A 20113-nucleotide genomic window follows, 5' to 3' on the forward strand; every position below is an offset into this window, starting at 1 on the left:
CCCCCATGTTGATGTTGGGAGCAGCACTGCTCTTCGCTGCCACCACGCTCGCACTTTCGGTCGTCGGAGTCGTCACCTCGGAGCGTCGAGGCGTGGCTCGTTCGGTCGCAGCCATCGCGGCACTCGACTCCGCGCCGGACGTGCTCAGGGCCGAGATCGAGCAGCCCTTCGCCGAGCGGGTCCTCGGCCCCCTGGGCGACCGACTCGTCGGACTGGGTCGGCGGCTCGCACGCGCAGACACCGGCACCAAGATCCAGCACCGGCTGGACATCGCCGGCAACCCGCCCGCCTGGGACGTGAGCCGCATCATGGGGCTCAAGGTGCTGGGCCTCGGCGTATTCGGCCTGCTCGGCTTCCTCTACCTCCTCGGCACGAACATGCCCTTCTATCGGGTGGCCATCGCGACAGGGATCGCAGCGTCCATCGGCTACGTGCTTCCCAACATCCTGTTGACGAACGCCGGGCAGAAGCGCGAGAAGCTCATGCGCAACTCCCTGCCGGACGCACTGGACCTGCTGACGGTCTCGGTCGAAGCCGGACTGGGCTTCGATGCCGCCGTGGGTCGGGTCGCGAAGAACACCAACGGGCCGCTGTCCCAGGAGTTCGCGCGCCTGCTGCAGGAGATGCAGATCGGTGTGGGCCGAGCCGACGCCATGCGCGCGGTGGCCGCGCGCACGTCGCTGCCCGACCTCAAGTCCTTCTGCCTGGCCATGGTCCAGGCAGACACCCTGGGCATCCCGATCGGTCGCGTCCTGCGCGTCCAGAGCGGCGAGATGCGGACCAAGCGCCGCCAGCGTGCCGAGGAGAAGGCCCAGCAGGTGCCTGTGCGCATCATGATCCCGCTCGTGCTGTTCATCCTCCCGGCGCTCTTCATCATCATCCTGGGGCCGGCCGGCATCCAGATGGTCGAGACCTTCTCCCAGCAGTAGCTGATGGCCACACGGCGGTCCGTTGCCGTTGACCAGCAGGGACTGGTCAACCCCAGCCTGCAGTGGTGGCGGGTGACGACAGCGGTCCGCGTCTTCACCCTCGCGCTCGCCACCGGCATCCTGATCAGCGACCGTGCGATCGGGGAAGCAGGCCCCCTGCTCGCCGCCATCGCCATCATCGCCGGTGTGAGCTCCGCCCTGGAGTGGGGACGTGCCGGTGTGGGGAAGCCGTGGATCCCCCTCGGCGAGGCGGCGTTGAGCGCGCTGATCCTCACCACGGCCGAATCACCTCCCGGCCTCTTCGCCTACCTGGTCGTCCCACCGGTGATCGCCGGTCTCAGGCATGGCATCGTGCGTACCGTCAACACCGCCTCCGTCGGCGCCCTGGCCGTGCTGGCCGCGCTCGCGGTGTCTCCTGACCCCGATCGCCTGGCGCGCCTCGGGGCCACCGCACCCTGGCTCCTGGCCGGCCTGGGAGCCGGCCTGCTCGCCAGCTGGCAATCCCGCTCCACCCGTGACCTCGACGAGCGCCTTGCGCCCTACACTGCGGCCCACCAGCTCATGACCCAGCTCCACACCCTGGCTCGCAGTGGGGCCGTAGGCCTCGACAGCGCCATGGTGTCGGCAGAGCTGGGCACCGCCCTGCGCGACGCGACCGGGGCCAAGGACTCCTCGGTGTTCCACTACCGCCCTGACGGCGAGGTCACCATGACCTCGTCCCACGGAGCGGCCACGGGGGTCGAGGAGCAGGCGACGGAGGTCGATCGTGGCGGCTTCCAGCCAAGGGCCGGCAAGGTCGTCGTACCTCTCCGGGGCGCCGAGCGCCTGCACGGCGCCGTGGTGCTGGGAGGCGTGTCGCACTGGGACGACACGCTGAACGCGCGCGCCAAGGCCGTCGCCGACGAGTTCGCCCTGCGGCTCGACACCGCCGTCCTGTTCGACGATGTTCGTTCCATGGCGATGTCGGAAGAGCGCAACCGCATCGCCCGTGAGATGCATGACGGCGTGGCGCAGGAGATCGTCGCCCTGGGCTACATCGTCGACGAGATCGAGTCCGTCTCCCCCGATCCTGAGACCCGCGCCCTGGCAGGTGGCCTGCGCGACGAGATCAGTCGGATCGTGACCGAGCTCCGCTACTCCATCTTCGACCTGCGGCAGGCACTCGCGGACAGGCGACTTTCCGGCGCCCTCGCCGACTACGTGCGCGAGGTCAGCCAGGACACCGACCTGAGGGTCCACCTGGTTCTCGACGACAGCCGACCGCCCCTCGGGAGCAGGATCGAGAACGAGCTCCTCCGCATCGCGCAGGAGGCCATCGGCAACGTCCGTCGTCACGCACGAGCGACGAACCTGTGGGTGACCTACGTCTCCGACGACACCGAGCTGCGCCTCCAGGTGGACGACGACGGCGTCGGCAACGCCTCGGCCAAGGACCGTCACTGGGGACTCCAGACCATGCACGAACGAGCGACGAGCATCGGGGCCGACCTCACGGTCAGGCCGCGTCCGGGCGGCGGGACGACCGTCTGCCTGACCTCGCGCACAGGCACCGCAACCGAAAGGAGTGATCAGCATGAGCACGTCAGTCCTGCTGATTGACGATCACGAGCTGATCCGCCAAGGACTCGCCAGGGCCTTCGAACGGGACGACGCCATGCACGTCGTCGGCCAGGCCGGGGGTGTGGCCGAGGGGGTGCGCCTGTACGAGGACCTGCAGCCCGACGTCGTCGTGACGGACCTGCAGCTTCCCGACGGCCACGGTCTCGACGTCGTGCGGGCCGTCCGCGCCTTGAGCGACAAGGTCGGGGTCGTGGTCCTCACGATGCATGCCGGTGACGAGCAGATCTTCGCCGCGATGGAGGCCGGCGCCTCCGGGTTCGTCGGCAAGGACAGCAAGGCGACCGAGGTGGTGAGCGCCGCCAAGCACGCGGCGGTGGCACCCCGCACGTTCCTCTGCTCGGGGCTCTCTGCCGCCATGATGCGTCGTGCGACCACTCCGGCCACACCGAAGCTCTCCACGCGCGAGGAAGAGGTGCTTCGCCTCCTGGCGGACGGCCTGGGCACGGGTGAGATCGCCGCCAAGCTGTTCATGAGCGAGTCGACCGCCAAGACCCACATCACCCACATCTACCAGAAGCTCGGTGCCGCAAACCGGGCCCAGGCACTGGTGACGGCGATGCGTGCTGGACTGCTCGACCATCTCTCTCCTGAGCGCTTCTGACGGTGCAGGACCCGGCTTCGATCGTCGCGGAAACGTGGTCCGATGGGTCGTGGCGGGCTAGTCACAAGGGACTACGCAGAGGCGGCCGATCACCCGATTCGACAGGCCTCGATTCCGGGCAAAGTATTCCTCGACGGGTCCTGATGGACTCGGACAACCGGACTCATCACCATCACAGAACCAAGGGGAATCCCATGATCGAGAAGTTCATCACCCTCATGCTCATCGGTCGCGACGAGGAGAAGGGCGCCACCGCCGTGGAGTACGGCCTGATGGTCGCGCTCATCGCCGTCGTCATCATCGGCGCCGTCACCGCGCTCGGTGGCAGCATCAACGCGATGTTCAACGCCGCCGCGGCCGCGATCTGACATCCCTCAGCTCAGGGTCGGCATCGTGCGCAACGCATGATGCCGACCCTGAACTCTTTCCCTGACAGGAGCAGCCGATGGAGTCACCCTCGAGCCACCGCGACGAGCGGGGCGCGACCTCGGTCGAGTACGCCCTCATGATCGGCCTCATCACAGTCGTCATCGTCGGAGCAGTGACTCTCTTCGGCATCGGCGTGCGGGACCTTTTCTTCATCCCCGCCGGCGTCCTCAACCCGTGAGAGCGAGCCTCTCCAGCACCGTGGGGTGACTCCCCCACCACCACTGCGACCACGCCGGCGGAGTCGGATCCGCCAGGGCGCGCAGTGCCAGCATCTTCTGCATCTCACCGAAGGCGACCGGATCACCGGTCGCCTTCAGTGCATCCACGTCGGCGCGTGTCTCGATCCGCCGGCTGATCCCATTCTCCACCGGGGCGGCGACGACCCCGCCCCACGCCACGAGGGCGACCAGGAGCGGGACCGCCGCCGCCTCACCGAGCTGCCGCCGGCGCCCCAGGAGCATCGGCAGGAGCCCGGACGCGGCGCCCAGCCCCAGTGCCCCCAGCGCCGTACCGATCAACACGTCGTCATGGCGCGCGTGAGCGATCTCGTGGGCGACCACCGACACCGCCTGGTCCTGTGGCAGCGACTCCACGAGCGTGTCGTAGACGACGACACGCCGCGTCTCGCCGAGGCCGGGGAGGTCCAGCCCCGAGACGTAGGCGTTCAGCGAGGTCGTTCGCCGGGACGCGTCCGCCACGAGGACGTCGTCGACCGACACACCCTCCCGCTCGGCGACCTCCAGGATCTGGGTGCGCAGGGGGCCGGCCGGGAGGGGTGTGAACGAGTTGAACAGTGGCTCCACGACCACGGGGTAGAGCCAGGAACCGGCCACCACGAGCGTCACCATGCAGAGGCTGACGACCGCGGGCCAGGCCCGGCGCCAGCGGCGCGCTGCGCCGAGCACGACCACGAGCCCGATCGAGGTCGCCGTGATCGACACGGCCTGCCCGACCGCCACGTCCCTGACCCAGGCTGACCACGACTGCGTGGACAGGCCGTGCTCCAGCCTGTGCTCATGGGCTGCTGCCGTGAAGGGGAGGGTGAGGACACGCAGGCCGGTCTCGAGCAGTGCCACCGCCAGGACGACCTGGACGAACCAACGCCCTGGCAGCCGGGCGAACAGTCGCCTGCCGCGGTGCGTGAAGCCGGCGACGCTCACGGCCACGAGGTGCACTGCCAGGGAGCTCCAGCTCCAGACTCGCGCCCACCACGCGAACGACTCGGCCCGCTCCACCTGTTCGGGAGCGAACACGCTGGCGGCACTCACGGCGTCCGGTGCTCCGCCGGGGACCGGGGACCAGGGGACGAGCAGGGCTGACGCCACGAGGAAGCCGACACCGCCGACCGCGAACACCACAGCCCCGACGGTGCGGTCCCCTGTCTTCATCCGGCCAAGTCTCGCAGGCGGCGACGCCACTCCCGGAGCAGCTCGCCTTGGCGCAGGCCCGCCTGCCTGAGGGCGCGTTCGACAGGCACACCCCGATCGGCTGCCCGGTAGACGCGGACCAGCCCGCGCTCCCCGAGCCGCTCCGCCACGATGCGACAGGCCAGCCACGCCTGCTCGTAGGCCGCCTGGAGGTCGCCGGCCCGGCTGTCGAGCTCAGCGGGTCCGGGCAGGTGGTCGGGCACCCCCGATCGCCTGGCCAGCCGGATCGCCCGGGCCAGCGTGGTGCGATCAGGAAGTGCGACATCGCGCAGCGCCACGTAGTCCGCGAATCCTTCGAGCAGCCAGACCTGCATCGGGCTGGCTGTCGCGTCAGTGGCCAGATGGGTCAGCTCGTGGCTCATCACGACCTGTGCACCGGCCGGCCGTAGGTCATCGCTCACGTCAGGGTTGACGAAGACGTGGGCGGGTGTGCGCGTGCCGGCCGGAGCACCGACGGCGGCCGTCACGGCCGCGATCGAGCCATGGGTGCCGGGCTCCGTACCCAGGGCCTCGTCCAGGGCGGCAGCACTCGCGGGGACCTCGACCACGACCCGCGGTCGCCACCGCGGCAGCATGCGCCGTACGACGTGTATGCCGACGTCTACCCGGCGCGCGACCCGGCGCGCCTGGACGGCACTTCCGGCCACCAGCACGACGCGCTTGTCGTTGCCCGCCACCTGAATCGGCCCGGTCAGCCACACGGGAGTACGTCGTCCCCTCGCCGGCTGGTCTCCTCCGAACTGGACGATCCCCGTGTCCGCGCCGGCCCCGCCGAGGTGCACGAGCACCTCGGCTCGCGCCGGGACACCGTCGAACCCCGCGAACCGCCAGGTCAGCTCGACCGCGGCGGCCCACGAGCCGTCAGGGCTGACGGCACCGACCGCGTCCACGTAGCGGGCCGAGAAGTCGCTGACCGCCAGCTTCTCGGCGTTGCCCACCAAGGCTGCCAGGAGCTCGGCTGCGTCGACGTTCCCGGGCGGGGCCGCGTCGCGGGCCAGGCCTGGGTCGCGTTCATCGACGGCCTCGACGAAGCGGCGCAGGGCTGTGGATGCTGCGGCGGGCGAGGGCCCACCTGTCGTGAGGCCAGGCGGGTCGGCTCGTCGCCGCTCGTCCTGGAGGACCAGCGCGATCAACATCGCGGCGACCAGGGCCACGGACAGCGCCAGCGCCGATCTTGGGCCGACCGCCCGCAGGAGCGGGCGACCGGTCTTCGTGCTCGGGGCGTCAGCCAGGACGGACCGCACCCACGTAGGGCATGGAGTAGAGGCCGGAGACGGCCACGCCGGTGCCGGGGTTGGCGGCGTGCACGATCATGCCGTTGCCGATGTAGATCCCGACGTGGCTGATGGGGCTGTAGTAGAACACCAGGTCACCGGGCTGCAGGTCGCTGGCGGCGACGTGGGGACCTGAGGAGTACTGGGCGCTGGAGGAGTGGGGCAGCGCGACACCCGCCTGGGCCCAGGCGCGCATGGTCAGGCCGCTGCAGTCGAAGGCGCTCTCGCCCATCGCGCCGTAGACGTAGGCGTCGCCGACCTGGGCGAGTGCGTAGGACACGGCTGCGCCGGCGCGACCCGAGGCCGGGACGTTGGTGGGAAGCCGCGTGGAGGTGGAGCGGGAGGTGAGGCGTTCGCGCTCCTCAGCCTCCAGGTCGTCGAGGAGGGACTCGGCCTCGGCCAGCTTGGCGTCGACCTCCCGCTGCTCCTCGTCGAGCTGCTCGGTGAGCTCGGCGATCTCGGCCGCGCGGTCGTCGGTGGCCTCCTGGCGGATCTCCAGGGCCTCGAGCTCGACGCGGTAGTCATCGAGCATCGACTGCTGCAGGTCGTCGAAGGACGACATCGTCGAGAGCGTGCCCAAGAAGGCGTCGGGGTCGTCCGCGACGACGACCTGGCTCACCGTGGAGAGGCCTTCGCCCTGGATCTGCCGCACGACCGCGTCGCTGACCTGGGAGCGAATGGACTCGAGGCGGTTGCTCTGGCGGCGCTGGTCGGCCTTGAGGTCGGCCGAGTCCTTGCGCAACCCGGCCAGGTCGAGCTTGGCGTCGTGGAACCGCTCCTGGGCCTGCTCGGCCTGGTGGTAGAGGCTCTCGACCCTCGCCTCGACATCCTGGATGTCGGGGTCGGCCTGGGCGGGGGCCACGGGAACGAGGGCAGCGGCACTGATCGCGGTCAGGCCGAGTGCGGTGGCGCTGAGACGCTTGCGGGCGAAAGCCACGAGCGGGGGTACTCCTTGGGGTGTCGTACGCCTACCGGGTGAGCTGACGGGTTCGGCACGACTGTCCTACCCCTGCTCCACACGCCGCTCGCGCAACGTGCCTCACAGGGGATTCACCCCAGGGGGAAGTGTGGTTCCCCGGCTCACCGGCCGCGGGTGCTTCGGGGGCTGCGGACGGTGACTCGGCGCGGCTCCCGCGCGGGCCCTGGTGACCCACTTCCACGGAAGCCACGGCAAGACTAGACCGGGGAGGGTGGTGCCGCCAATCTTTGCCCACATCTGGTGGAAGGTGTCGCATCACTCACTGTTCACGCCGACTCCACCACGGGGCCCGGAACGGGCTCGACCAGCCGCAGCGGAGGCACCAGCCCGCCCTCGGCGAGCGCCTCGAGCGCGCGCAGCTCGTCGTCGTCGATGGTCAGCTCGGGAGGGGGCCGAGCAGGACGGTCACGACACAGTCGTGGCAGGCCAGCCCTCGCACCACACAGGTGTCACAGTCGATCCTTGTCGTCATGCCGGAACGGTGACAGGCGCCACCGACAGCGGCCTCAGCACAGGCCCGGCCCCGGCGTGTCACCGCGTCGATGTCAGGAGCTGACGAGAGCGACGAGGGACTCCGACCCGACGGTCCGCGCGCCCTCTCGCCGGACCGAGCTCGCCAGCTCCTGGTCGTTCGTCACGACCACGACGACCCTTCCCGTCGGCTCCGCAGCCACGAGGCGACGGATGACGTCGTCGGCGATCACGCCGGGTGGGCTGTAGACCACCTTCACACCGCGGGGAGTCGGCAGCACAGGACGATTGGTCGAGGACGCTGCATCGAACACCACGGTGGTCTCGGCGCCGGTGCGCGCCACGAGGGGCGCCAGGGCGGCGACCAGGCGGCTGCGTTGTGACTCCAGGGTGGCTGATTCCCACGCGGTCTTGGTGACGTTGTAGCCGTCTATGAGCAACCGCGAGTGCGGGAGCATGAGCACCTGCTCGAGCGCCGCGGGGCCCGAGGGAGCCGAGGTCGAGCGGATGGCGTGCTGTCCGGCCAGCTCCGCCTCGATGGCGCTTCCCGGAGCACCCTCGACACTGGGGATCGCAAGCTCACGACGCAGCCCCGACGCGGCATCCACGAGGGTGTCCAGGAGCAGCCTGGCGCGCAGGGTGGCCGAGTCCTTGTCCGACTTCGTCCCCTGTCGTGACGAGGCCAGCTCGGCGCTCGCCGCCTCCAGCTGGACGCGAAGGCGACGACTCTCTGCCTCCGCTGCCCGCACGGCCGACTCCGCGGACCGGACGGCCTCGTCGAGCGCAGCCTCGGCTGCGGCCCGCGCCTGCTCTGCGACCCGGAGGGCTTGTCTGGTCTCGCCGAGCCTGCGTCGCAGCGTCGAGTTCGCGGCCTTCGCCTCGTCGAGCCGTGCCTTGTGCTCGACTCGTCTCGCGTGCAGGTCGTCCTGCAGCGAGGCGACCTGGGCGCTGAGTCGCTCGACCTGCTCGGCCTCGTGGCCGGGGGACGCGTCCTGCTGCTCGAGGCGGAGGACAGTGTCGGCGACGGTCTCCTCCCATCCGTCGGGGCGTCCGAGCCACGCCCGGCCCGCCGTGTCGACCGGGTCGTCGGGAACGACCGGGCTCGCCGCGACCTGGGTGGCGGCGTGACGTCTGAAGTCGTCGTCCGCGAGCGCCGTCGCGATGGCTGCCCCGCCCAGGCGTGCGCGGCGCGGCGGCGCGAACGCCGAGACCTTGCGGAGGGTGGGAGGCAGCGGCGTGATGACCGGCAACGCGTCGGCGACCAGGGAAAGGATCCTCAGCCGCACCCGCTCCGGGAGCTCTTCCAGTGCTGGTCCGCCGGACATCGCCGACGACCTCTCAGGCCCCGGCCGGGTCCGCGGAAGGGTCGGTGGACGCGTCGGCGCTGGCACGATCGACCAGCTCGATCGCGTCGTCGCGACCGCACCAGCGGCAGCTGATGGACTCGACCGACTCCGCGTGGACGTTCTCCTCCTCCACGCGATGGTCCCCGGCCAGGTCGAGGTGCCAGTACTGGGTGGTCCGGCGCGACACCGTCACGTCGAAGCGCGTGAGGTTGCCACAGCCGCCGCAGCGCCAACGCTCCCCCTCGGTGGGAAGTCGAAGGGCGGCGGTCTGTTCGCTCACGGGCACTCCTCGAGATGGTTCGTGTTCAGCAGGACGATTCCAGTCCCAGCGTAGTGCGAGTCCAACCGCCCGATGTCGGAACCCACGTCTAGCGTCAGCCACATGAGCACCACCTCCCTCGACCCGCAGGCCCGCGCTGGCGGCGGGTCGCTGACGCGGTGGGAGGCCCAGCGAAGCTTCGACGAGCTCGGCCGGCCGTTGAGGGACCTGACGTTCTGCGTGGTCGACCTCGAGACCACCGGCGGCTCCGCCGCGGGCGGATCGATGATCACCGAGATCGGTGCTGTGAAGGTCCGCAGCGGCGAGGTGCTCGGGGAGTTCCAGACCTTGGTCAACCCGCACGCCGAGATCCCGCCGTTCATCGCCGTCCTGACGGGCATCACCAACTCGATGGTGCACGACGCTCCACCCATCGAGTCGGCCCTTCCCGCGTTCCTGGAGTTCGCCGCAGGGTGCGTGCTCGTGGCGCACAACGCTCCCTTCGACGTCGGCTTCCTCAAGCACTTCGCGGCGCAGCAGGGTCGGCCCTGGCCGAAGTTCGAGGTCCTCGACACCGCCAAGCTCGCCCGGCGGGTGATCACCCGCGACGACGCCCCCAACTGCAAGCTCTCCTCGCTGGCGCAGCTGTTCAACTCCACCACCACCCCCAACCACCGCGCGCTCGCCGATGCTCGAGCCACCGTCGACGTCCTTCACGGCCTGATGGAGCGGCTCGGGGGGCTCGGTGTCCACACGCTCGAGGAGCTGCAGACGTTCTCGTCGCGGGTGACCACTGCGCAGCGGCGCAAGCGTCACCTGGCCGAGTCCCTCCCCCACGCTCCGGGCGTCTACCTGTTCCGCGACGCCCGCGGCACGGTCCTCTACATCGGCACGTCACGCGACCTGCGCACGCGGGTGCGCACCTACTTCACCGCCTCCGAGACCAGGTCCCGGATGGGCGAGATGGTCGGGCTGGCCGAGAGCGTCACCGGGATCGAGTGCGCCACTCCGCTGGAGGCAGAGGTGCGCGAGCTGCGGCTCATCGCCGAGCACAAGCCTCGCTACAACCGCCGTTCCCGCTTCCCCGAGAAGATGCACTTCCTCAAGCTGACACGCGAGACATGGCCACGGCTGTCCCTGGTCCGCCAGGTGCTCGACGACGGCGCCGACTACCTCGGACCCTTCTCGTCGAAGAAGACGGCCGAGAAGTGCCTGGCCGCCCTCCACGACACCTTCCCCGTGCGCCAGTGCGGGGGTCGGCTCCCGCGCCAGCCCTCCGGGTCGCCGTGCGTGCTCGCCGAGATGGGGCGATGCCTGTCTCCTTGTGACGGCAGCGTCGAGCCGACCGTCTACGCGGCGGTGGTGCAGCGCCTGAGGTCGACCTTGTTGCGCCGTCCCGATGAGGTGGTCGAGGCCATCAACGAGCGCATGAGCGCACTCGCGGCCCTAGAGCGCTTCGAGGAGGCGAGCATCCACCGCGATCGGCTGGCGACGTTCGTGCGCTCAGCCGCCCGGACCCAGCGCCTCTCCGCGCTGACCTCCTGCCCTGAGATCGTCGCCGCCCGACGAGACGACGGCGGACGTTGGGCGGTCCACGTGATCAGGTTCGGCCGGCTTGCAGCGGCCGGCACCATCCCTCCGGGCGGCGACGCGCACGCGTTCGTCCGCGAGCTGCGGGCCAGCGCCGAGACCGTGTCCGCAGGCCCCGGGCCCGTGCCCGTCGCCAGTGCCGAGGAGACCGAGCGGATCCTTCGCTGGCTGGAGTCCCCCGGTGTGCGCCTGGTCGACGTCGAGGGCGAGTGGACGTGTCCCGTGGCGGGAGCCGCCCGACACCTCGATCTCTACGACGCGGCCACCCGCTCGAGACTGACGGTCGTGCCCTTCGACGAGCAGCGCCTCCCGAGCCCGGCGCACCGACCGGCCCGCTGACAAGCCTTCGCCGGTTGAGGAAGCACGGAGTGCTGTCTCGAAACCAGGTCGGGTCAGTCGAGACCGAGGGAGAAGGCCGACTCGAGGTCGTGGCGCGAGTAGGTGCGGAACGCGATGTGGGTCTCGGTCTCCAGGACACCCGCGACCTTGTTGAGGCTGTCTGCCACCACCGAGGCGACCTCCTCGTGCTCGCGCACCCGCACCAGCGCGATCAGGTCGATCTGCCCGGTCACCGAGTAGACCTCACTGACTCCCTCCAACGCGGCGATCTGCTCGGCCACCTCGGGGATGCGGGCGACGTCGGCCTTCACGAAGACGATGGCGGTGATCATGGAGACACGCTAGCGCCCTGCCCGCCGCCAACGCTGCGAGCCCGATCGGTTCGACCCTCTAGTCATTTCGAACTATGCGGTGACCATTTCTTCACCGGCACGAGCCATATCGACCTAGCGTGTCACGGTCAGAGCAACGCCCTATGAGGGGAAATCGGGATGTCACGCTCCATTCAGCCGTCGAAGATGGGCGTGCGCGCATGCGTAGCGCTGGTCATCGGACTCGTCGTCGCGACCCTGGGCGTCGCCGCACCGTCGTACGCCGCCGCGCCCGAGGCGCCGAGCGGCCTCAACGTGGACCAGCCGATCCCCTCGACCACCAAGTTCAACTGGAACCGCTCCGAAGGCGCCGAGCGCTACGAGATCCAGGTGGACGACGACCCGTCCTTCAGCTCCCCCGAGGTCAACACGGCCACGGTGAACTCGGTCTATGTCCCCGAGGTCGTGCTCAAGCCCTCGGAGAACCACTGGCGGGTGCGTGCCGTGCTCGGGACGGAGAGGTCGACGTGGTCCTCCGGCCTGCCGTTCAGTCCCCCGACCGTCAGTGTCCCCATCCCCTCGAGTCCGACCAACGGTGCCCACCTGCAGCAGCCGGGGAACCCCCCGTTGCTCTCCTGGACCCCCTCTCCGGGCGCGAAGTCCTACACCGTCCAGGTCGACAGCGACAGCGACTTCGTCGGCGTCGACGAGTACACCACGGAGACGACCTCGCTCGTCGTGTCCAGGCCGCTCGGCCTGGGAGACTGGTTCTGGCGGGTCATCGCGTCCAAGGGTCCGGGCATCGTGTCCGAGCCCAGCAGCGCCTCCTCCTTCTGGATCGACCCGCTCGCGACGCCGGTCATCACCGGGCCGCTCGGGTCCTCGCCCACCGTCTCCCCCGACGTGATGGACGTGGTGCTGGACTGGGACCCCGTCCCCGGAGCCGTCGGATACGAGCTCCAGGTGGCCAGTGCCGCCGACTTCAGCCCCGGCTCCATCGTGGAGGACCGCACGGGATCGCTCAAGCGCGTCTTCGGCACGAAGTTCTCCCCGCCGATCACCTACGACAACAACGGCTACTACTGGCGTGTTCGCGCGGTCGACCCGGCCGGCAACTCCTCGGACTGGGCGCGGTCGCAGGTCGACTTCAACCGTCACTACGACGAGGCGCCTGAGCTGATCTACCCGGCCGACGGCGCGACGAACGTCCCGGACCCGCTGTACTTCGACTGGAAGGCGGTCACGCACGCCTCCGAGTACGAGATCTGGGTCGGGACCGACGAGTTCTTCTCGCCCAACACCTACAACTCGTGCCGCGTCGCAGCGACGACGTACACCCCCGGGCTCTTCGCCATCAACGACACCGACCTGACGAACGTGCTCCCCAACCGGATCAACGAGGACTGCGACCCCGCGCCGGGCAAGGTCAACTACTGGAGGGTGCGGCCGCTCGACCGGCCCTACGTGAAGCCCGGCGGCGGAGACCTGCCCGGCGTGCAGGGCCTCTGGTCCCCCACCCAGAGCTTCACCTACACCGGCCTCGAGATGAACAACCTGCTCCCGCCCCACAATGCGACCGTCGACATCCCCTCCCTGAGCTGGGACGTCTCCCCGGGTGCGCTCACCTACCGGGTCGAGATCCGTAACGGCCTGGGCAACACGGTGGACAGCGCGACCACGCACGGCACGTCCTACACCCCGAAGGGCAACCAGCGCTTCCCCGCGGCGAACAACCCCTACACGTGGACGGTCTACGCCGAGACCGCCGAGGGCACCAAGTCCCTGATCCCTCAGCGCCGGTTCTACGTCACCGGTGAGCAGCCCACTCCGTCGGGGGCCGACCCCCTCACGCCCCGCGGCCCGGCGCCCGGGAGCACCTTCACCGGCCCGCCGTCCCTCACCTGGGAGCCGCACCCCGACGCGGCCTTCTACCGGGTGCACGCGCACAACTCCGAGAACATCCTCGTGCCGAGCGCGGCCTTCGGCAACGGCGCCGCCTACCCCTACGCCGCCATGACCGACACCTCCAGCGAGCTCAAGCGCGCCGGCACCTACACCTGGTGGGTGACCGCTCACTCGTCCACCGGCCTGGTGATCGCGGAGGGTCCGGACAGCACCTTCCAGATCCGCAACTTCGCAGCGCCGGTGGGCCACAAGGTCGCCCTGGGCGGTCGTGCCCTCGACTCCAACAACCCGGGGCAGACACCGTGCACCCCGACGACCGGTGTGTGCACGGTCCCCGCGACCCCGGTGCTGAAGTGGGACAGGGAGCCGGGAACGGCCTTCTACATGGTCTACGTCAGCGAGGACCCGAGCTTCTCCAACCTGCTCGAGCCCACGACCGCGGTCCCGGCCACGACCAACACGATGTACACCCCGGCCCTGGACAACCGCGACTGGACCTACGCGGACAACCAGACCGAGCGCCCGTACTACTGGTTCGTCCGCCCCTGCCGTGCCGTGGCGCAGTGCGGAGCGGGCCCGGTGGGTGTGGCCGGGTCGGCACAGCACACCTTCTTCAAGAAGTCGCCGCCGGTCACCGGTCTCGAGAGCACCGTGACCGAGCGGACCGAGGTCAGCTTCGACTGGGACAACTACTGGCACGACCCCGAGTCCTCGGACCCTGCGGACAAGTGGCAGCAGACCGGTGAGGCACTGCCCCAGTCGGCGATGAAGTACCGGATCGAGATCGCGACTGACTCCTCGTTCTCCCCGTCCTCGATCGTCGAGTCGGCCGAGGTCGACCAGACCACCTTCACCAGCACTGCGCGGATCTACCCCACGCGGACCTACTGGTGGCGGGTGCAGGCCATCGACTCGGACGGCAACGGGCTCACCTGGTCGACGCAGGAGGCCACCTTCGTTCGCTCCACGCCGGCGATCACGCAGCTGTCCCCGGTGGGCAACGCCCAGGCGCCGAGCACCACGGCCTTCCGGTGGGAGGCCCAGCCCTACGCCAAGGCCTACAACGTCGAGGTCTTCAGGAACGACGACTCCACCTTCTCCACGGCCAACCGCGTCGCCTTCGGCACCAATGTCCTCACCACCGCCTACACGTGGAACAAGGCGCTGGCGCCCAGCACCACCGCCTACCGCTGGCGGGTCCAGAGGGTCGACGCCTCCGGGAACCTCGGTGACTGGTCGAACACGGGACGCTTCTTCGTCTCGGCAGGCACTCCGAACATCGTCGCACCGGCCTCGGGAGGCCTCCAGGCTCCCAACGGTCCAGTGCTCGAGTGGGAGCCACTCGCCGGTGCGGCCAGCTACACCGTCACGATCACTCCGCAGGGAGTCGGATCCAACGTCATCGCGAACACGGTGTCCACGGCCTGGGCGGCCACGGCGAAGTTCGCCAGCGGGACCTACAGCTGGTCCCTCGCGGCGAAGGACGCCAGCGGCAACACGTTGGGCACCGCCACGTCGTCCTTCCAGGTCGACGCCGTGCTCGAGGCCGACCAGGCCCCTGCGATCCTCGCGCCGAACGGCACGGCCGTGGGCGACGAGCTCCAGGTCCAAGCTCCCGTCTGGGCAGGGCACACCGATGTGACCAACACCTACCAGTGGCTGCGTGACGGGGCTCCGATCATCGGCGCCACTGGCACCGCCTACGTCCTGCAGGCCGCCGACTACAACAAGATGGTGTCGGTCAAGGCCACCGGGACCAAGCCCAACTTCGCTCCGGGAAGCTCCACCAGCGACGGTGTCCTGGTCGGCGCGGGCACCGCACTCGTGGCGACCTCGAACCCGGTCGTCTCAGGCTCGGTGACTGTCGGATCGACCTTGTTCACCACGGCGGGGACCTGGAACCAGGCTCCCAACGGCTTCCGCTACCAGTGGCTGCGCAACGGCGTCCCGATCGACCAGGCAACCACGTCGAGCTACCGGACCGTGGCCGAGGACATCGGACTGCCGATCAGCGTCCGTGTCTACGCCACCAAGACCGGCTACACCGACGGTGAGGCAGTGTCCGCGGCGATCGTCGTCGTGGGCGCGCCCGGCTCGGGTGGCGGCGGCGGTACCGAGACCGGCGGAACGGTCACGCCGACGTCGCTCCCGACGATCTCCGGGACCCCCGGCGTGGGCGCCTTCCTCTCGGTGAAGAACGGCACCTGGAACCCGGCCGCCGGCGTGATGTTCACGTACCAGTGGCTGCGCGACGGTGCACCCATCCCCGCTGCCACCTCGCTGATGTACCGCGTCACCGAGCAGGACGCCGCCCACACCTTGTCGGTGGTGGTCACCGGGACCAAGGCGGGCATGGCCAACGGCGCCGCGACCTCGCCGGGCGTGGTCGTGCCCAAGGTCTCCTCGACCACCTCTGTGACGGCCTTCCCGACGACGATCACCAAGAGCCAGCGCGCCAAGCTGACCATCAGGGTGACCGCCCCGGGCCTGACCAAGCCGACCGGCAAGCTGGTGATCAAGGACGGTCGCAAGACCCTCAAGACCACCACGCTGAAGGCCTCGCACAACGGGGTCCGCACCTACAAGCTGCCGCGCCTGAAGGTGGGCAAGCACAAGTTGAAGGTGATCTACAAGGGCAGCTCGGCGATCAACTCGTCGAAGTCCAAGAAGCTCAAGATCATCGTCCGGAAGAAGTGAGCTGAGCTCAAGCAGACGGCCCGCCCGGATCCTTCCGGGCGGGCCGTCTGCATTCTGGCGGGGACGTGGCGTGGCAGTAGCCTCGCGCTGTGAACTGGCTCGCCGACCACTGGCTCGACCTCCTCGGGTGGGGTGGAAGCGCGCTCTTGGTCTACTCGCTGCTGCAGACCAGCGTCCTGCGGCTGCGCGTGCTCAACCTGGTCGCCTGCGTCGTGCTCGTGGTGTTCAACTGGCTGCTCGACGTCTGGCCCATGGTCGGGATGAACATCGTGCTGGTCGGCATCAACGCGTGGTTCATCGCCCGGATGATCGGCGAGCGGCACGACGAGTCCGTCTTCGACGTGCTGGAGGTCTCGCCCGCCGACGAGTACCTCCGCCACGTGCTGCGGGTCCACGGCTCCGACATCCTGCGCTTCAACCCCGGCTTCGTGCACGACTCCGGCGACGCGGACCAGGAGGCCTTCCTGGTCCAGAAGGGTGACGAGACCGTCGGGGTGATCATCCTCCGGGTCGAGGGCGACGACGCGCGCGTGCTCCTCGACTACGTCACGCCGCGGTTCCGCGACTTCTCCCCCGGTGAGTTCGTGTGGCGGCGCAGCGGCCTGCTCGCCGACCGAGGGGTACGACGCGTCGTCACCCCGGCCGGGATGGTCAACGCCTACTACGACCGCCTCGGGTTCCGGCGCGCCGGCGACTCCTGGGTGCTCGACCTGCAGGGCTAGGCAGCGGTCGCTGCCACCCACCGCTCGAGGGCCGCCCCCGCCGCTCCCGAGTCGATCGCGTCGGCCGCCTTCGCGATGCCCGCTGCGAGCGACTTCTCCACCGGCGCGGACGGGTCGTCGTAGACCGCGAGCGCGGCACCGGCGTTGAGCAGCACGGCGTCCCGGACGGGCCCGGCCTCGCCGGCGAGCAGGCGTCGTACGACGTCGGCGTTGTGGGCGGCGTCCCCCCCGCGCAGGTCCTCGGTGGTCGCGCGGGCTATCCCGAAGTCGGCCGGCTCGACGGAGGACTCGGTGACACTGCCGCCATGGACCCGCCACAGGGTCGAGGTGGTCGTGGTGGTCAGCTCGTCGAGGCCGTCGTCGCCCCGGAACACCCAGGCGTCGATCCCGCGGCCCGCGAGCACCCCTGCCATCACCGGGGCCATGCGCGCGTCCGCACACCCGATCGCGACCGCCTGCGGACGGGCCGGGTTGGTCAGCGGCCCGAGGATGTTGAACGTGGTGGCGATGCCCAGCTCGCGGCGGGGCACCGCGGCGTGGCGCATGGCGGGGTGGAAGGCGGCCGAGAAGCAGAAGGTGATCCCCGCCTCCTCCGCGACCTCGGCCACGCGCGCAGGCTCGAGGTCGAGGCGGATGCCCAAGGCCTCGAGCACGTCGGCGGAGCCGGACTTCGACGAGGCCGACCGGTTGCCGTGCTTGACGACCCGCGCGCCGGCCCCGGCGGCGACGATGGCCGACATGGTGGAGATGTTCACCGACATCGAGCGGTCACCCCCTGTGCCCACGACGTCCAGGAGTCGACCCGGGACTGAGATCGGGTTGGCCGCCGCGAGCATGGCGTCGGCGATGCCCGAGACCTCCTCAACCGTCTCTCCCTTGGCGCGCAGCGCCACGACCAGGCCGGCGATCTGCACGGGAGTCGCGGCACCCGCGAACACCTCACCCATCGCCCATCGCGCCTGCTCCGTCGTCAGGTCGCTGCCAGCGACCAGGGCGGAGAGGACGTCGGGCCAGGTGTGGGACATGGCGGTCAGGCTAGTGGCCGCGCCTGGGCGCGCCACGGCTGGTTCAGGACGTGGTTGCCGGGACGCGGCCGCGCAGCAGCGTGACGACCGCCTCGGAGAGCTGGAGCGGGTCGAGCGGGTGGGGCACGGCGGCCTCGGCCCGCGACCAGGTGGCGAGCCACGCGTCCTGCGGCCGGCCGGTGAGCACCACGACGGGCGGGCACTCGTAGATCTCGTCCTTGAGCTGCTTGGCGATGCCGAGGCCACCCGACGGCACGGCCTCCCCGTCGAGGATGAGGAGGTCGAGGCCACCAGCGTCGACGTTGGTCAGCACGACCGGCTGCGTCGCGACCTCGACGTACTCGAGCTCGGGGAGGTCGGGGTGCGGCCGTCGACCGAGGGCGAGGATCACCTGCTGGCGGGTGTTGACGTCGTCGCTGTAGACGAGGACCTTCAGGGGGGCAGTCGATGCGCTCACCCCCGCATCGTATCGCCGCGGGCCGCCATCGCCGTCCCGAGGCTCGTCGTGGCTCATTCGACGCCCGAGGAGCCGCGTGCCTCCTCGAGGTCCAGGCGCCGGTCCTCACGGACGGCCTCCTTCATGGAGGCCCGCACCCACTGGACGAAGAGCACGGCGAAGAAGACCATCCCGATGAGGTCACCCGACGCCCACAGGATCCCTCCGGCACGGTGCTGGTCGTCCATCGGATCGGGCAACCACGCCCCCATCGGCCCGTCGCGGAGCGCGGTGTAGTGCTCGGCGCCCAGGAGGGTGGTCTGGTCCATGATCGTGATGCCGAGGAAGGCGTGGAAGGGCAGCGTCATGACGATGAGCAGCACCCGGAACGGGTAGCCGACCCGTCCCGGCACGGGGTCGATGCCCATGAGCGGCCAGAAGAAGAGCGTGCCCACCAGGACCAGGTGGACGTGCATCATCTCGTGCACGTACGCCGAGGCCAGGCTGGCGTCGTACCACCCGGTGAAGTAGAGCGCCCACGGCGCGGTCACGTAGAGGGCGAACGCGAGCGGCGGGAAGGACAGCACCTTGGCCACCCTCGAGTGCAGCACCGCGAGCAGCCAGCGTCGGGGTCGCGCTGGCAGCGTGCGCAGCGCGAGCGTCACGGGGGCGCCCAGGGCCAGCGCGAGCGGCACCACCATCGACAGGATCATGTGCTGAACCATGTGGACGCTCAGCAGGGTGGTGTCGTAGCGCCCGATGCCCGAGGCCGTGGCGACGAAGAAGGCCCCCATCCCGACACCGACGAAGGCGAGCGTGCGCCCCCACGGCCACGCGTCGCCCCGTCGCCTGAGCACCGACACACCGAGCAGGTAGAGCCCGGCGACCCAGATGGTCAGGACGAACGGGAAGGGGTCGATCCCCCAGTCCGTGAAGACGCCGCCCCACGTGAACCGGGGCAGGTCGGCGGGCGTGTCGGACACAGGGATGAGCACCCTGTGAACTTTATGACGCCCAAACCCAGGGGGTCGGGGTGGCCTCCCGACCGACAACAGCCATAATGAGCGCGTGGCGACAGCAACAGCGATTCCAGCATCCCGTCTGCACGGGCACCACGACCGGCCGAGCATGGTCAGCGTGGGCACGATCATCTGGCTCTCCAGCGAGCTGATGTTCTTCGCAGCCCTCTTCGCGGCCTACTTCACGATCCGCGCAGTGAGCCCCGACCTGTGGGCCCAAGAGGTCGAGAAGCTCAACATCCCCTTCTCCACGGCCAACACCGTCATCCTGGTGCTGTCGTCCTTCGCCTGCCAGTGGGGCGTGTTCGCTGCCGAGCGCGGCCAGGTCGGGCGCGGCGGGCCGATCTGGAAGTTCTGGGGCGGCCGCTCCGGGTGGGGACTGCGTGAGTGGTTCATCCTCACCTACGTCATGGGCGCGGTCTTCATCGGCGGCCAGGCGCTCGAGTACGCCGAGCTCATCCACCACGGGGTGACCATCCCGAGCTCCGCCTACGGCACGATGTTCTACCTGACGACCGGCTTCCACGGGCTCCACGTGACAGGTGGGCTCATCGCCTTCCTGTTCGTCCTCGGTCGCACCTACCTCGCCCGTCGATTCACCCACGAACAGGCGGTCACCGCCATCGTCGTGTCCTACTACTGGCACTTCGTCGACGTGGTCTGGATCGGCCTGTTCGCCACGATCTACCTGATCAAGTAGCCCTACACCTCGGCCCGGCCCTACAAGAGACACA

The 20113-nt window shown here is 69.8% G+C and carries 18 protein-coding genes and 1 riboswitch; of the genes, 9 read left to right on the top strand and 9 right to left on the bottom strand.

The genetic code is table 11. The features are described from left to right. Nucleotides 1–5: 5 nt before the first annotated feature. The 5 genes from EXE58_RS00405 to EXE58_RS00425 all read left to right on the top strand — a co-directional run bounded on the left by EXE58_RS00405 (nt 6) and on the right by EXE58_RS00425 (nt 3757). A complete protein-coding gene (locus tag EXE58_RS00405) occupies nt 6–929 on the top strand; it encodes a type II secretion system F family protein (RefSeq protein WP_167288581.1) in 924 nt (307 codons plus the stop codon). A 3-nt stretch (nt 930–932) separates the two neighbouring features. Next, on the top strand, nt 933–2528 hold the full coding sequence (locus EXE58_RS00410; protein ID WP_135266060.1) for a sensor histidine kinase: 1596 nt from the start codon (nt 933–935) through the stop codon (nt 2526–2528). Then, a complete protein-coding gene (locus EXE58_RS00415) occupies nt 2503–3150 on the top strand; it encodes a response regulator transcription factor (protein ID WP_135266061.1) in 648 nt (215 codons plus the stop codon). Before EXE58_RS00410 ends, EXE58_RS00415 begins: the two co-directional genes overlap by 26 nt. Before the next feature lie 194 nt (nt 3151–3344). Beyond that, the gene (locus EXE58_RS00420) at nt 3345–3518 is read left to right on the top strand and encodes a Flp family type IVb pilin (protein ID WP_135266062.1); all 174 of its coding nucleotides are present in this window, start codon (nt 3345–3347) and stop codon (nt 3516–3518) included. Nucleotides 3519–3595: 77 nt separating this feature from the next. Continuing rightward, nucleotides 3596–3757, top strand: a complete 162-nt coding sequence (locus EXE58_RS00425; RefSeq protein ID WP_135266063.1) for a Flp family type IVb pilin — start codon at nt 3596–3598, stop codon at nt 3755–3757. Here EXE58_RS00425 and EXE58_RS00430 read toward each other — a convergent pair. From EXE58_RS00430 to EXE58_RS00455, 5 genes are all read right to left on the bottom strand, one after another. Beyond that, complete coding sequence (locus EXE58_RS00430) at nt 3747–4967, bottom strand: M48 family metallopeptidase (protein ID WP_135266064.1); 1221 nt, start codon at nt 4965–4967, stop codon at nt 3747–3749. The two genes, EXE58_RS00425 and EXE58_RS00430, sit on opposite strands and share 11 nt — an antisense overlap. Continuing rightward, nucleotides 4964–6250, bottom strand: a complete 1287-nt coding sequence (locus EXE58_RS00435) for a hypothetical protein (RefSeq protein WP_135266065.1) — start codon at nt 6248–6250, stop codon at nt 4964–4966. The genes EXE58_RS00430 and EXE58_RS00435 overlap by 4 nt, the downstream gene beginning before the upstream one ends. Further along, nucleotides 6231–7217: a C40 family peptidase gene (locus EXE58_RS00440; protein WP_135266066.1), complete on the bottom strand. Its 987-nt coding sequence runs from the start codon at nt 7215–7217 to the stop codon at nt 6231–6233. The genes EXE58_RS00435 and EXE58_RS00440 overlap by 20 nt, the downstream gene beginning before the upstream one ends. Before the next feature lie 30 nt (nt 7218–7247). Continuing rightward, nucleotides 7248–7382, bottom strand: a riboswitch (cyclic di-AMP (ydaO/yuaA leader). A gap of 422 nt (nt 7383–7804) precedes the next feature. Beyond that, nucleotides 7805–9055, bottom strand: coding sequence for an NYN domain-containing protein (locus EXE58_RS00450; RefSeq protein ID WP_135266067.1), 1251 nt, complete (start codon nt 9053–9055; stop codon nt 7805–7807). Nucleotides 9056–9068: 13 nt separating this feature from the next. Beyond that, on the bottom strand, nt 9069–9356 hold the full coding sequence (locus EXE58_RS00455; protein WP_135266068.1) for a hypothetical protein: 288 nt from the start codon (nt 9354–9356) through the stop codon (nt 9069–9071). Nucleotides 9357–9458: 102 nt separating this feature from the next. Between EXE58_RS00455 and EXE58_RS00460 the strand changes: the two genes are divergently transcribed. Continuing rightward, the gene (locus EXE58_RS00460) at nt 9459–11264 is read left to right on the top strand and encodes a DEDD exonuclease domain-containing protein (protein WP_208544087.1); all 1806 of its coding nucleotides are present in this window, start codon (nt 9459–9461) and stop codon (nt 11262–11264) included. A 53-nt stretch (nt 11265–11317) separates the two neighbouring features. Here the strand turns inward: EXE58_RS00460 and EXE58_RS00465 are convergent, their stop codons facing one another. Then, nucleotides 11318–11596, bottom strand: a complete 279-nt coding sequence (locus EXE58_RS00465; RefSeq protein ID WP_135266070.1) for an Lrp/AsnC family transcriptional regulator — start codon at nt 11594–11596, stop codon at nt 11318–11320. A gap of 159 nt (nt 11597–11755) precedes the next feature. On the opposite strand from EXE58_RS00465, the gene EXE58_RS00470 reads away from it, so the two are divergent. Next, nucleotides 11756–16177, top strand: coding sequence for an Ig-like domain repeat protein (locus EXE58_RS00470; protein WP_135266071.1), 4422 nt, complete (start codon nt 11756–11758; stop codon nt 16175–16177). A gap of 89 nt (nt 16178–16266) precedes the next feature. Beyond that, nucleotides 16267–16899 (top strand): hypothetical protein, encoded by a 633-nt coding sequence (locus EXE58_RS00475; protein ID WP_135266072.1) that lies wholly within the window; start codon nt 16267–16269, stop codon nt 16897–16899. Here EXE58_RS00475 and trpD read toward each other — a convergent pair. Genes trpD through EXE58_RS00490 form a run of 3 tightly spaced genes read right to left on the bottom strand, consistent with a single transcriptional unit; the run spans nt 16896 to nt 19355 of the window. Continuing rightward, complete coding sequence (gene trpD, locus EXE58_RS00480; RefSeq protein ID WP_135266073.1) at nt 16896–17924, bottom strand: anthranilate phosphoribosyltransferase; 1029 nt, start codon at nt 17922–17924, stop codon at nt 16896–16898. The two genes, EXE58_RS00475 and trpD, sit on opposite strands and share 4 nt — an antisense overlap. A 43-nt stretch (nt 17925–17967) precedes the next feature. Beyond that, nucleotides 17968–18438 carry an Rv3143 family two-component system response regulator gene (locus tag EXE58_RS00485; RefSeq protein WP_425271665.1) on the bottom strand — a complete coding sequence of 157 codons (471 nt, stop codon included), beginning with the start codon at nt 18436–18438 and terminating at the stop codon, nt 17968–17970. After that, on the bottom strand, nt 18435–19355 hold the full coding sequence (locus EXE58_RS00490; protein WP_244242357.1) for a cytochrome c oxidase assembly protein: 921 nt from the start codon (nt 19353–19355) through the stop codon (nt 18435–18437). Before EXE58_RS00490 ends, EXE58_RS00485 begins: the two co-directional genes overlap by 4 nt. Nucleotides 19356–19428: 73 nt before the next feature. On the opposite strand from EXE58_RS00490, the gene ctaE reads away from it, so the two are divergent. After that, entirely contained in the window at nt 19429–20079 is a 651-nt protein-coding gene (gene ctaE / locus EXE58_RS00495; RefSeq protein ID WP_482805351.1) for an aa3-type cytochrome oxidase subunit III, read from the top strand. The last annotated feature ends 34 nt before the right edge of the window (nt 20080–20113 follow it).

This window comes from Nocardioides seonyuensis, from assembly GCF_004683965.1.
Lineage (GTDB): Bacteria > Actinomycetota > Actinomycetes > Propionibacteriales > Nocardioidaceae > Nocardioides > Nocardioides seonyuensis.